Source organism: Primorskyibacter aestuariivivens, assembly GCF_028023675.1.
GTDB classification, from domain to species: domain Bacteria; phylum Pseudomonadota; class Alphaproteobacteria; order Rhodobacterales; family Rhodobacteraceae; genus Marinovum; species Marinovum aestuariivivens.
The window spans coordinates 143,656-156,022 of sequence record NZ_JAQIOZ010000011.1 but is presented as its reverse complement, the minus strand read 5'-3'; the positions used below and the strand labels follow the sequence as shown (position 1 = coordinate 156,022).

Genomic DNA, 12,367 nt, shown 5'->3' with positions numbered 1-12,367 from the left:
GTATTGCAGCTCTGACGGCGTACGTGGTCGTGGCGCTCCCGTGACGAACTTGTCCCATAATGCTTCCTTCAATTCCTGAGAAAAAATCACACCATCAAACCGTGGGATCAAACACCTAGACAGCGCCGTGTTACCGCCCGGAATATCGGGTATGCCTATACAAAGAGTCACTTTTCAGATGCTCGGGGCGGCCGTTTGGCCGCCCCCATTTTACCAACAGGTCAACAGGGACGGCGTCCCCATCTCCGTCCCTGTTGATTGCTCCGTTCCTCAAGGTCAACGAAATCGGTTCAGTTTGCGCGGCAAAGGCTCTAGCATAGCGGTATTTGATGATCCGAGATTGTTCTGATGCGCCCCAGATTGCCTTTTCTGATCGCGATGCTTGTCGCGTGGCTTGCCGGGCAACCCGGTCATGCCGATGACATGGACGATATTCGCGCCGTGCTGGCGGAATTTGATGTGCACGTCACGACGGGCGCTGCGCCTGGATATGTTCCCGACGCGCTTTGCGGCACCTGCCACGCGGACAAAGCCGAGAGTTTCGCCGAAGTGGGTATGGGCAAAAGCTTCTATCGCCCTTCCGTGGACAAGGTGATCGAGGACTTTACGCTCCCGCCTTTCTTCCATGATCCCAGCGGGCGCATCTATCAGATCAGTTTGCGTGGGGATACGTATTGGTTCCGCCGCTGGCGTCGCGCGGCGGATGGGGCCGAAGTCGATGTCTTCGAGCGCCGTATCGACTGGATCATGGGATCGGGGCATCATTCCCGCGTCTACCTGTACCAGACCGCGAATGGCGAATTGTTCCAGCTGCCGCTGGCTTGGTATTCGCAAGAGGGCAAATGGGGCATGGCCCCGGGGTTCGAGTTTGCCGATCACTACGGCGTGCGCCGCCCGGTGCTGCAGCGCTGCATGGGCTGTCACAACGGCTATGCCGAACTGGCTGAGGGTGCGGACCGGCCGGGCATGCCGGATATGTTCCCGCATGACATGCCCGAAGGCATCGGATGCCAGCGTTGCCATGGCCCCGGCGCGCGCCATGCCGCCACCGCGCTGAGCGGTGAGGCGGGCCCCGAAGAGATCCGCGCGCAGATCGTCAATCCCGGCAAGCTCCCGCGTGACCAGCTCTATGCCATTTGCTACGGCTGCCACATGCAACCCAGCGTGGCGGTCAATTCCGGCCTGCGCTTCGGGCGGGGTGAGTTTTCCTTTCGGCCCGGGGAAGAGATTACCGATTTTCTGGCCCATCTCGACATTGTCGATGGGCAACGTGCGCAGCACACACGCTTTGACATCAATCACCATCCCTACCGGTTGGAACAAAGCTCCTGTTTCACCGAAAGCGAGGGCGCGTTGGGGTGTCTGACCTGCCACGACCCGCATGTGAAACGCAAACCTTCCGAGCGCGCGGCGCATTACAAGGCAGCGTGCCTGACATGCCATGACACCGATGATCAGGGACAGGTCGTAATGACCGAAGCCGAGGCGCTGCACCCGGCCCTGAGCCCGGAAGATGATTGTACCACCTGCCACATGCCTGCCCGCAGGACCCAGGACGTGATTGAGGTCTGGATGACCGACCACAAGATCATGCGCCACGCGCCCGATGGTCTGCTGTCGCCAATCCCCAAGATCCTGCCAAGGGTCGAGGAGATCCACCTTCTTCCGCCCGGTTCGATCCCCGAGGCGGAAGCGACGATGCAAAAAGCCATTGCGGCGCTCTCCGTGACAAACTTTGAATCGCGCGCGCCGGTGGACGTGCTGCAGGATTTCCTGGGCAACGGGTTTCACACGGACGCGCTTGAGCCGGTTCTTGCACTGGCCAAGGCGCATACCATTCAGGGGCGGGTGCTTGAGGCAATCGACGCGGTGAAACGCGTATTGGCGCTTGATCCGGTGAATCCGACGGCGCGATCGCTTCTGGCAGTTGCTTACAAGCGGGGCGGGCGCACCGACAAGGCGATTGAGGTCCTGCGCGAATTGTTGGCGGATTTCCCGGGTGATCCGACCGCGCGCTACAACCTCGCACAGATGCTGCTGGAACAAGGGCAGATCAACGAGGCCCATATCGAAGCGGTACGGACGCTTGAACAGCGTGACACCCACTGGAAAGCCATGCGCCTCATTGCCGAGATAGAGGTCTCGCGTGGCAATGATGGGGCAGCGATCCGTGCCTATCTCGCCACGCTGGCCATCGAACCCCGCGCCGACCGCGTGCGCGCGCAATTGGCAGAGCTCCTGACGGCGGCAGGCCAGGACGCAGAAGCCGCACGCCACGCAGAGCGCTAAACCATCAGCTATGCATCTGCTGCAACGCGGCATTTCTTCTTTGCGGGTAGTGCTGCGATGCAGCGATCCCTAGATACCCCTCAAACGGACTTCTTGAACGCACGCATCGCAAAGGGAAAAGACATGGCACAGGCCACCACGAATATCGCATTTGATAGCCGCAACTTCTTTGAGCGTCTGGGCGATTTCCTCGTCAAGATCGGCGAAAACAGCACCCGCGCGCGTCGCGTGGAGCTGCTGAGCGCGCTGAGCGACGAAGAACTGGCCAAGATCGGCCTGCGCCGCGAACAGATCGTGCGCCACGTCTATTCCGATGTGATGTGCATCTGAACGCTGTAGGCCAGATTTGATCAGGGCTTCCTGAGCGCGCGCGTCCGTCCATAGGCCGGGCGCGTTCGCATATTTGCAAGATAGTCTGCAAAGCGCGCTTCGGGTTCGGGGAATTTCGCTGACACCGCCCAGTTGCCGCAATGGGTCAGGATAATGTCCGGCACGGTCATCATCTCGCCCATGAGAAACGGTCCCGCCATGCGATCCATCAGCCGCGCGATATTGCGGCTGTATTCCCGTTTCAGACTGTCTTTCACGGCCGGGACCCGTTCTTCCTCGGGCAGCACAAAGCTGTGGCGCGCCGCAGTCCACAGCACCGAATCCACCTCGTCCAGAATTGCAAATGTCAGCGCGTCCTGACGGGCGCGTTCAAAGGTCCCGGCGGGGTAAGTCAGCGCCTGATGCTTGTCGGCAAGATAGGTGAGAATTGCCGAGGAATCGGTGATGGCCTGTCCATCGTCGATCAGCACCGGGATCTTGCCTGCCGGGTTATGCGCCTTGACCGTATCCGATTGTGGTCCCGCGGGTTGGTGCTCATAGGCCGCGCCCAACTCTTCGAGCATCCAGAGCACGCGAAACGCGCGGCTGGCGACGCCGCCGATGACTGTGTACATGATGTGCCTCCCAATTGCGGGAGTGAGGTTAACGATTGACACCCAACATGGCCAGCCGGATCAGCATCCGTTCGACAACGGCCATCGCGGGGGCGTTCTGACCGGCAGAACGCAGCTGCAGGTCCGTATCGGTCAACAGGCTGATCGCCTGATCCAGCCGCGGCGCGCCCCAATGCTGGGCCTGCCGTATCATGCGGTCGCGGCGCGGGCCAAAGATCGGCGGCCGCATCGACGCCACGCCGCGTGCCGGACCGTCCGGGTGGCTTGCCGCCGCGTGCAGGGCCCGGAAATGGCGCATGGTTGCGATGACAAGCCCGACGGGCTGTGTGCCCTGCGCCGCCAGCCGTGACAGCATTGGGCCAATCTCGCCGGTGCGGGCTTCGGCCACGATGGACAGGATGTCATCCAGTTCCGCCTCGGTCGACACCGGGGCCACGGCCTCCACATCCGCGGGGGAAACGGGGACGGAGTCGCCGTGTTTGTAGAGCGCCAGCTTTTCCATGGTCTGCCGGAAATCGCCCGGGTCCAGCGCGCGGGACAGGGTGGTGATGTCCTCCATGGCATCGCGGTCCACGCTGAGCCCTGCCTTGCTCAGTTCCGCCTCGATTTCCCCGCGCGATGGCGGATCGTCATAGATCGCAGCGGCATAGGCATTGGCGTGGTTTTCAAACGCCTTGCGCAGTTTGGAGGACGCCTTGAGCGCCGCTGCGGTCACGATGATCTGCGCGTCGCCCGGCTCCCAATCCTCCAGCGCGGCGATGATGATCGGGGCCACCACATCCGTGGCATCCTCAACAAAGGCGGCACGGGGGCCGGGGAAAAACCCGATGGCTTTGATCGCATCGGTCAGAAGCGTTTTCTCCTTGCGCAGTTCCGAGGCCGGGATGCGGCTCAGGCGCATTTCCTCTTCGCCCTGCGGCCCGATCAGGTTGGCAATCAGGTCCTGCCGTTTGAGCGCCACGCGCATGGCGTCGTTGCCATAGATCAGCACGCCGGTGCGCCCCGGGTCAGGTTTGGCGAAATAGCCTCCGGCCTCGCGCGGGCTGAGCTTCATGTTGCGGGCAGGTCGGCCGATGCAATGACAAGCCGGTCGACCAGTTGATCTGCCAGGATCACCATCAGGCGCTCGCGCGCGTCGCGCTGGGCGGCCAGTGTCGCCGCCGTCGACGAGGTGGCGGAATAGCCTGTAAAGCTCTGAACTGTGCCGGTCTCGAATGCGGTTTTCTCACCCGCCCGGCGCAGCGAATAGGTCAGGGTTCCAACCATTCGGAACCGGGTCGTGGCCCCGTCCGAGCTTGACCCTTGCGACGTTTCCGAAACACTCACCGCCAGTCCCAGCGTGTAGGGGGCGGATGCACCGCCCGCGCCCAGCCTTTCTTCGACACGCCGGGTGACCAGAAACTCTTCGCGTGTGTCGGGCTCGTCGATATGAATATTGTCCTGAAGCCCGCGCGCGGCACCGCCCGGACCATAGGCCGGGGCAAAGCCGCAGCCGGAGAGCGCCAGAGCGCCCATCAGAAATCCACGTCGATCAGACAACCACATTCACAATCCGCCCCGGCACAACGATCAGCTTTTTCGGCGCATTGCCGTCCAAAGCCTTTTGCACAGCCTCATGTGCCAGCGCGATCTTTTCAACCTCTTCTTTCGAGGCATCGGGCGACACGCTGATTTCCGCACGGCGTTTGCCGTTGATCTGGATCGGCATGGTGATCGTGTCTTCGACCAGCATCGCCTCATCCGCCACGGGCCAATCGGTGTCCGCGACCAGCCAGTCACCGTCCAGGAGTTCCCAGATTTCTTCGCTGAGATGCGGGGTCATGGGCGACATGAGCTGCGCCAGCGTGCGCATGGCTTGGCGCTTGGCCTCGCCGCCTGCCTTGGATTTAGCGATAGCATTGGTAAAGGCATAAAGCCGTGCGATGGCGGCGTTAAAGCCAAAGCTCTCAATGCCCAGCGTCACGTCGCGGATCGACTTGTGCATTTCCTTGCGCAGAGCCTCATCGGCGTCCTGCGGTCCATCCTCGTTCTGGCTGGCCTCGACCGCGAGACGGTACACCCGGCCCAGGTGTTTGAACGCGGCTTCCGCGCCCGAGGCGGTCCATTCCACATCCCGCTCCGGTGGGCTGTCGGACAGCACGAACCAGCGCGCGGTGTCGGCGCCGAACTGTTCGATGATCGCGACCGGGTCGACCACGTTGTTCTTGGATTTGGACATCTTGGCCGAGGGGATCACCTCGATCCGCTCGCCGGTCTCTTTGACGAATGTGCCGCCGTCGCGTTCTTCGACCTCCGCCGGGTAGTGATAGATCGCGCGGCCGTTCTCATCGGTGCGTTCCGCGTTCTTGTAAATCGCGTGGGTCACCATGCCCTGCGTGAACAGCGCGTCGAACGGCTCTTTGGATTTCTCCGGCAGATGGCCGGTGATGTGCATGGCCCGCGCGAAAAAGCGCGAATAGAGCAGGTGCAGGATCGCGTGCTCAATGCCGCCGATATACTGGTCCACGTTCATCCAGTAATCGGCCGCCTCCGGATCGGTGGGCGTGGCCGCCTTGGGCGCGGTGAAGCGGGCGAAATACCACGACGAGTCCACAAACGTGTCCATCGTGTCGGTCTCGCGCCGCGCGGGCTTGCCGCAGGACGGGCAGGCACAATTACGCCAGCTTGGATGCCGGTCCAGCGGGTTGCCGGGGACCGAGAAATCAATCGGCGTGCCGTCCTCGTCATAGGGCAACTCGATGGGCAGGTTCTCTTTCTTTTCCGGCACCACGCCGCAGGTCTCACAATGCACCACCGGGATCGGGCAGCCCCAGTAGCGCTGGCGGGAAAGCCCCCAGTCGCGCAGGCGGAACTTGGTCACGCCCTGACCCACGCCGTTAGCCTCGCAGAAGGCGATAGCGGCGTCGATGGCCTCGTCACCGGTGGCTTCCTCGTCCCAGTTGAAGGCTTTGAGCCAGCGTACCGTTTCGGATTTCGGCGGCACGAAGGCTTCGCCGCCCTCTTCGGGCAACTGATGATCGCCGGTGAGCGGGGCAAAGGTGGAGATCACCGGAAGCGCGTATTTGTTGGCGAAATCAAGGTCGCGCTGGTCATGGGCCGGGCAGCCAAAGATCGCGCCTGTGCCGTAATCCATCAGGATGAAATTCGCCACGTAAACCGGCAATTCCCATGCCGTATCAAACGGGTGGCGCACGCGCAGCCCGGTGTCAAAGCCCTTCTTCTCGGCCTTTTCCAGCGCTTCCTCGGTCGTGCCGCCTTTGCGGCATTCGGCGTTAAAGGCCGCAAGCTCCGCGTTGTCCTGTTCCAATTGTTTGGCCAGCGGATGATCGGGCGAGATGCCGATAAAGGACGCGCCCAGAAGCGTGTCGGGGCGTGTGGTGTAGACCTCGATCCGGTCATGCCCGTCCGGCCCGTCAATCAGCCCAAAGGCAAATTGCAGCCCGCGCGACTTGCCGATCCAGTTCTGCTGCATCAGCTTGACCTTGGCGGGCCAGTCATCCAGCCTGTCGATGGCGTCCAGAAGCTCCTCGGCCATGTCGGAGATCTTGAAGAACCATTGCGTCAGCTCGCGGCGTTCCACCTCCGCCCCCGAGCGCCAGCCCTTGCCGTCGATCACCTGTTCATTGGCCAGAACAGTCATATCCACCGGGTCCCAGTTGACCACGGCGTTTTTGCGATAAACGAGACCCTTCTCAAGGAAATCGAGGAACAGCGCCTGTTGCTGACCGTAATACTCCACGTCACAGGTGGCGAACATGCGGCTCCAGTCAAGCGACAGGCCCAGCGGCTTCATCTGATCGACCATCGTGTCGATATTGCCGTAGGTCCAGTCCTTGGGATGACCGCCCGACGCCATCGCCGCGTTTTCGGCCGGCATGCCAAAGGCGTCAAAGCCCATCGGATGCAGCACGTTATGCCCGGTGGTCAGTTTGTAGCGCGCGATCACGTCGCCCATCGTGTAGTTGCGCACATGGCCGATATGCAGCTTGCCCGACGGATAGGGGAACATCTCAAGCACATAGTATTTCGGCTTGCCGCCCTCCATCGTGGCGGTAAAGGTTCCGGCCGTGTCCCAGGCCTCCTGCCATTTCGCCTCGATCGAGGCTGAATCGTAGCGCGACATCACGTATATCCTTCGGTCGGACGGTCTTTGACGCGTGATAGGGCGTGTGCGCGCCAGCGTCCAGTGTCGGGCCGCGAAAACGCAGGTCTCAACGCTGGCCCGGGACCGGAAATCGACCTATAGTCGCGGCAAAACACCAAAAGAGCAGTGCCAAGTGACCAAGTATCTCCTGATTCATCAGAATTTTCCCGGCCAGTACAAACACCTCGCGCCAGCGCTTGCCGCGCGCGGCGATCAGGTGGTCGCGCTCACCCCCAAGGTGCAAAAGCCGACCAAATGGAAGGGCGTCAATGTCCTGCCCTACAAGATCGGGTTCAAACCGGCGCAGGGGCTGCATTCCTGGCTGGTGGATTTCGAGACCAAGCTGTTGCGCGGGCATTCCTGTTACAACGCGGCCCGCGCGCTCAAGGAGCGGGGGTTTGACCCGGACGTGATCCTCACCCATCACGGCTGGGGCGAAAGCCTGTTTCTCAAGGATGTCTGGCCCGATGCGCGTATGGGGTTGTACTGTGAGCTTTACCACACGGGCGACTATCCCTTTGTCGGCTTCGACCCCGAGTTCACCGGGGCCTCGCCCGAAACCGACCCGCTGCGCCTGCGGCTGAAGAACATCAACAACCGCCTGCATTTCGAAGTGGGCGATGCAGGCATCAGCCCGACCCGGTTTCAGGCTGATACTTTTCCGTCCGGGATGCGCGACCGGATTTCCGTGATCCATGACGGCATCGACACCGGGCTGGTCCAGCCCCATCCCGGCGCGCGGCTGCAGGTGCGCGAAAACCAATGGGTCAGTCGCGAAGATGAGGTGATCACCTTCATCAACCGCAATCTTGAGCCTTATCGCGGCTATCACATCTTCATGCGCGCGCTGCCAGAGCTGCTCAAACGCCGCCCCGAAGCGCAGGTGGTGCTGATCGGTGGGGACGGGGTGAGCTATGGCTCCAAGCCCAAAGGCGACAGCACGTGGAAGCAGATTTTCATCGACGAGGTGCGCGGCCAGATCTCGGACGCCGACTGGGCGCGCGTGCATTTCCTCGGCCGTGTGCCTTACGATGTGTTCCTGTCTTTCATGCAGGTCAGCCGCGCGCATGTTTACCTGACCTATCCCTTTGTGCTGAGCTGGTCGCTGCTGGAGGCGATGAGCGCCGGTGCGCCAATCGTTGCCAGCGATACAGAGCCGGTGCGCGAGGCACTGACAGACGGGACCACCGGGCTTCTGGTGGATTTCTTTGACCGTGAGGGGATCGTCGACCGGGTCTGTGAATTGCTTGATGATGCACGGCTGCGGGCACATCTGCGCGCCCGGGCGCGCGATCACGTGGTGCAGAATTACGATCTGAAGACCAAATGCCTGCCGCGGCAACTGGAATGGGTCGACGGCCTCATGCAGCTTGAGCCGCGCCCGCCGGTGGTTTGATCTTGGGCGCCCGGCAATCGTTCCAGCGCCATGGCCGGGCGACGAACCCGCTTCGGGAGGTGCAGCTGCGCTCAGTCCAGCGACCTATGCCGGTACAGCCATGCGCGATACGCGGCATATCCTTTTTCATTCGCCAACTTCCGTGTCGAAGGCGACAGCCTGTGATAGCGTTCCCGGGACGCGCCGGGCAGGAACGACAATTTGAGTTCGAGAAAGTTCTCGCTGCAGGTCTGGGCCTTGTCCGTCGTCAGCGCCCGTCGTGAGGCTTCGACGTTGCACAGTTGGTGCGCGGCGAGCAGGTCGGTCCGGTATCTCTCCAAAGCCTCGTTGGTGGTCCATGTCTTGAGGTCGAAATCCTTGTTTTCATCCGCCGCCAATTGCGGCGTCGTGCCAAGGCAGACCGCGACGGCGGCCGTATAAAAACGTGTCATAGCACTTCCAAAATTCAATTTATAATTCTGGAAGTGTAGCACGATCATGCCCAAAAGTCTGCCGTCAGGGCTGACGAAAGGGGCGCGTTCCGTGGGGCTTCGGGGCGGTCTGTGCGCCGGGAAGCCGTTTACTCTACCGCGCGGATCAGCTTGCGTTCCAGCACGCGCAGCACCGATCTGAGATCATGCCCGCGTTTGAGCACCTGCCCCTCCATGCCGATCACCGCGTACATCCCCTGTTTCTGGCGCAGCTTGGGGCGTTTCTCGATGCGGTAGAGCGGGTGTTCGGCAGTGCGGCGAAAGACGGAAAAGATCGCCACATCGCGCAGGCTGGAAATTCCGTAATCGCGCCATTCCCCTGCGGCAACCATGCGTCCGTAAAGTGACAGGATCACGTTGAGTTCATTGCGCTGGAACGCGACGACCTCTTGCGAGGGGAACGGGGTCAGGCTGTTCATGGAAAAAGAGTTGCGCGCCTATGCGGTGAAATCAAGCGTTTCCGGTTTCCGCAGGGCATTTCCCGCGGGTTTCAGGCAAAACTGCCCTGACAGAACCAGCCCGAGGACATCGTGGCCCCATGGGCGTAGTAGAGCCAGAGCCTGTCCCCCTGTTCGCAGATGACGCGCCAGTAATCGCGCTGGCCCGAGCGCCATTGCGGGTCATCCAACCACCATTCCGGGGAAATGCGCTCCGGCCCCAGCGCCTCGGTCAGGGTCAGATCGCGTCCGCGCCAGCGGAATGTGCCGGGCGGGGTGGGGTGGTCCGGTGCGGCAACCGGTTCGGGCCGCCACATCAGCAGCGGGCGGGGCCGGTCCGGCGCGGGCCAGTCCGCCACGGGCGCGGACCACGCGGCATGGAGCACCTGTTCGGTCTTTTCCGGGATATGGCTGTCGCCGGGGTGGCGCCGGGTGATCGCCTCCATTCCAACCCGTGCGCCCAGCCGCCCGATCAGGTCATCCAGCGCCGTATTGGCCGCCAGTCGCGCATTCACCGCCGCCCCCGCCGCCATATGGCCCACCGGGGTGCGGGTGGGCAGCGGCTCTACCTCCACCGCCTCAAGCCGCAGCATGTCGATGCCAAAGCCTGCGTCGATCTCTCCCAGCTTCATCGCCAGAAGCGGGCGCAGCCGGTCGGGGTCATGCGAGGGCCGCGCCAATCGCACGGTGATGGCCTGCATCGTGTGATCGCTGCGATACGCCTGAAGCCGGAGCGTGCGCACGCCCTTGCCCTTGTCCTCCAGCTTTTGCGACAGGCGCGGCAACATCCGGTCCAGCCCGGCCAGCATGTCCTCTTCCAACCCAATGGGGTCGGGCAGGGTCAGGCGCACGGCAAAATTATGCGGTGCGGGTGCGGGTGAGATCGGCTCAGGCACGGCACCAAAGGCCTGATCCAGCCGCAGCACCAGCCCCTTGCCGAACCGCCGGGCCAGCGCCGCGCGGGGCTGCCCGGCCAGATCACCGATAGAGCGCAGGCCCAGCCGGGCCAGCTGTGCGGCGGTCTCTGCCTCCAGCCGCAGCGCCGCCACGGGCAGGGGTGCCAGCGCGCTACGGGTCTGGCCGGGTGGCGCGATCTTTTCCACCGGCGTCGGGGCCTGAAGATGCGCAGGTGCCGCGCCGCCGCGTTCCCAATGCCGCCGTTTCGCGGCGCGTGACCGGGTGGCGCGGGCCTCCTGATCAATGGCATCGCCACTGCGGTCCGACCCGCCGCGTTGCCCGGCATAGCGCGCCAGCGCCCAGGCCGCGCCGCGCGAATCCGCCAGCCCGATCCGCGCGCTCAGCATCATGCCGGTCAGATCATGGCCGATCTGTGCGCACAGCCCCGCCTCACCGCCAAAGAGATGCGAGCAGCCGGTCACATCCAGTATCAGCCCGTCCTCGCCCTCCACCGCGACCCATGGGCTGAAGCGGGTGGCCCAGCGACACAGCGCGTCCAGAAACGCGGCCTCGGCCTGTGGGTTGCGTCGGGTGGTGCGAAGGCTGGCGCAGATGGCATGGGCATCGCGCAGGGACTGCCCCCGGAACAGTCCGGCAGCAGAGGCCGGGCCGGACAAAGAGGTCAGTACCTCGGTATTGCCAATGTCCTGCACCACGGCAAAGGGGCTTTCATGCAGGCCCGTCTCGCGCCGCGCCTGCCGCAACAGGCGTTCGGCCCCGAGCCGGGGAAACCAGAGGGACAGCAGACGACGACCGGGCATGGGATGGCATTTGTTCGCTAAATGTTCTTGTTATCTAGCGCGATGCGGAGCGCGAGTCGAGTCCGCCAAGGGGCCATGAGGCGAGGTTATTCCGGGGTGTCCGACCACCACGTTTCGACCTCGCCGGGATCAAGCCGGGATTTCAGGCCAAGTGCCACCAGTTGCGTTGCGTCGCCGGGGTGCGCCTTGCGGATAGCTGTCTGTTTGCCGACCACCTGGATTTCCCAGGCTTCACCATCCGTGCCATTGATAATGCCCTTCATCCGGAACACACCCGGGGGCCGGGTCTCCAGGCGCGCGGAAATTGCTGCATGATCAAGCGTCTTTGGCCCACGATAGGACCACGACACATAAGCAGGATGGGGGGCATCCGGTGCGCCGACACGAGGCGGGGGGGCCATTCCGAATAACAGCCTGCCCATATCCTGAAGCGACCCGGCGTCCAGCACCGGCGCGTCCCCGAGCATGGCCAACCGCTCCTGCAAGGGGGCTGCCCCGTCCCCGGCCCGGTTCATCAGGACAAGATCCGCCTGCGCCACCTGAGCCCTGAGCTGCGGGGCGATCAAATCGTCCCGGTCCAGCATCGGGAAGTTTTCACCATCCACGACGGTCACGATGCCGCCATAAGACATGTCCGGTTCGGCAATCGCCGCATTTGCGATGCGCCCGGGATCGGCAATGCCGCTGGCCTCGATGATCAGGTGATCGGGACGCGGGCGGCGGTCGAGCGCGTCCCCGATCGCCAGAAACAGGTCCGCCCCCATGGTGCAGCAGATGCATCCATTGGTCAGGGTCAGCGTGTCTTCGTCCGATGAAGCCAGAAGCGCCTTGTCGATATTGATGGCACCGAAATCATTGACCATCACCATCAGGCGCAGCCCGTGGTCCTCGGCCAGCAGCCGGTTGATCAGGGTGGTTTTCCCGGCACCGAGGTAACCGGCGATGACCGTCATCGGAAGCGGGGCCATG

11 protein-coding genes are annotated in these 12,367 nt (G+C 62.9%); 3 read left to right on the top strand and 8 right to left on the bottom strand.

All coding sequences use genetic code 11. The features are described 5' to 3' along the window. Positions 1 to 348 precede the first annotated feature (348 nt). On the top strand, positions 349 to 2,289 hold the full coding sequence (locus tag PGB28_RS13025; RefSeq protein WP_271421946.1) for a tetratricopeptide repeat protein: 1,941 nt from the start codon (positions 349 to 351) through the stop codon (positions 2,287 to 2,289). A 123-nt stretch (positions 2,290 to 2,412) separates the two neighbouring features. Further along, entirely contained in the window at positions 2,413 to 2,619 is a 207-nt protein-coding gene (locus PGB28_RS13020; RefSeq protein WP_271421945.1) for a DUF1127 domain-containing protein, read from the top strand. 20 nt (positions 2,620 to 2,639) lie between these two features. Here PGB28_RS13020 and PGB28_RS13015 read toward each other — a convergent pair whose 3' ends face one another. Genes PGB28_RS13015 through leuS form a run of 4 tightly spaced genes read right to left on the bottom strand, consistent with a single transcriptional unit; the run spans position 2,640 to position 7,356 of the window. Further along, positions 2,640 to 3,233: a glutathione S-transferase family protein gene (locus PGB28_RS13015; RefSeq protein WP_271421944.1), complete on the bottom strand. Its 594-nt coding sequence runs from the start codon at positions 3,231 to 3,233 to the stop codon at positions 2,640 to 2,642. A gap of 28 nt (positions 3,234 to 3,261) precedes the next feature. Further along, complete coding sequence (holA, locus tag PGB28_RS13010; RefSeq protein WP_271421943.1) at positions 3,262 to 4,287, bottom strand: DNA polymerase III subunit delta; 1,026 nt, start codon at positions 4,285 to 4,287, stop codon at positions 3,262 to 3,264. Beyond that, positions 4,284 to 4,748, bottom strand: a complete 465-nt coding sequence (gene lptE, locus PGB28_RS13005; RefSeq protein ID WP_271421942.1) for an LPS assembly lipoprotein LptE — start codon at positions 4,746 to 4,748, stop codon at positions 4,284 to 4,286. Before lptE ends, holA begins: the two co-directional genes overlap by 4 nt. 16 nt (positions 4,749 to 4,764) lie before the next feature. Then, complete coding sequence (leuS, locus tag PGB28_RS13000) at positions 4,765 to 7,356, bottom strand: leucine--tRNA ligase (RefSeq protein ID WP_271421941.1); 2,592 nt, start codon at positions 7,354 to 7,356, stop codon at positions 4,765 to 4,767. 154 nt (positions 7,357 to 7,510) lie between these two features. Here leuS and PGB28_RS12995 point away from each other — a divergent pair, with 154 nt between their 5' ends. Continuing rightward, entirely contained in the window at positions 7,511 to 8,773 is a 1,263-nt protein-coding gene (locus PGB28_RS12995; RefSeq protein WP_271421940.1) for a glycosyltransferase, read from the top strand. Between the two features lie 71 nt (positions 8,774 to 8,844). Here the strand turns inward: PGB28_RS12995 and PGB28_RS12990 are convergent, their stop codons facing one another. The 4 genes from PGB28_RS12990 to PGB28_RS12975 all read right to left on the bottom strand — a co-directional run bounded on the left by PGB28_RS12990 (position 8,845) and on the right by PGB28_RS12975 (position 12,366). Beyond that, positions 8,845 to 9,204 (bottom strand): hypothetical protein, encoded by a 360-nt coding sequence (locus tag PGB28_RS12990; RefSeq protein WP_271421939.1) that lies wholly within the window; start codon positions 9,202 to 9,204, stop codon positions 8,845 to 8,847. A 128-nt stretch (positions 9,205 to 9,332) separates the two neighbouring features. Further along, positions 9,333 to 9,662, bottom strand: coding sequence for a DUF2794 domain-containing protein (locus PGB28_RS12985; protein ID WP_271421938.1), 330 nt, complete (start codon positions 9,660 to 9,662; stop codon positions 9,333 to 9,335). 71 nt (positions 9,663 to 9,733) lie between these two features. Continuing rightward, positions 9,734 to 11,398: a DUF6504 family protein gene (locus tag PGB28_RS12980; protein ID WP_271421937.1), complete on the bottom strand. Its 1,665-nt coding sequence runs from the start codon at positions 11,396 to 11,398 to the stop codon at positions 9,734 to 9,736. 86 nt (positions 11,399 to 11,484) lie between these two features. After that, positions 11,485 to 12,366 carry a CobW family GTP-binding protein gene (locus PGB28_RS12975; protein WP_271421936.1) on the bottom strand — a complete coding sequence of 294 codons (882 nt, stop codon included), beginning with the start codon at positions 12,364 to 12,366 and terminating at the stop codon, positions 11,485 to 11,487. Position 12,367 lies beyond the last annotated feature (1 nt).

Excerpts from the sequence above, each read along its gene's own strand:
- PGB28_RS13025 (WP_271421946.1), top strand. The coding sequence starts at position 349 with ATGCGCCCCAGATTGCCTTTTCTGATCGCGATGCTTGTCGCGTGGCTT.
- PGB28_RS13020 (WP_271421945.1), top strand. The coding sequence starts at position 2,413 with ATGGCACAGGCCACCACGAATATCGCATTTGATAGCCGCAACTTCTTT.
- PGB28_RS13015 (WP_271421944.1), bottom strand. The coding sequence starts at position 3,233 with ATGTACACAGTCATCGGCGGCGTCGCCAGCCGCGCGTTTCGCGTGCTC.
- holA (WP_271421943.1), bottom strand. The coding sequence starts at position 4,287 with ATGAAGCTCAGCCCGCGCGAGGCCGGAGGCTATTTCGCCAAACCTGAC.
- lptE (WP_271421942.1), bottom strand. The coding sequence starts at position 4,748 with ATGGGCGCTCTGGCGCTCTCCGGCTGCGGCTTTGCCCCGGCCTATGGT.
- leuS (WP_271421941.1), bottom strand. The coding sequence starts at position 7,356 with ATGTCGCGCTACGATTCAGCCTCGATCGAGGCGAAATGGCAGGAGGCC.
- PGB28_RS12990 (WP_271421939.1), bottom strand. The coding sequence starts at position 9,204 with ATGACACGTTTTTATACGGCCGCCGTCGCGGTCTGCCTTGGCACGACG.
- PGB28_RS12985 (WP_271421938.1), bottom strand. The coding sequence starts at position 9,662 with ATGAACAGCCTGACCCCGTTCCCCTCGCAAGAGGTCGTCGCGTTCCAG.
- PGB28_RS12980 (WP_271421937.1), bottom strand. The coding sequence starts at position 11,398 with ATGCCCGGTCGTCGTCTGCTGTCCCTCTGGTTTCCCCGGCTCGGGGCC.
- PGB28_RS12975 (WP_271421936.1), bottom strand. The coding sequence starts at position 12,366 with ATGGCCCCGCTTCCGATGACGGTCATCGCCGGTTACCTCGGTGCCGGG.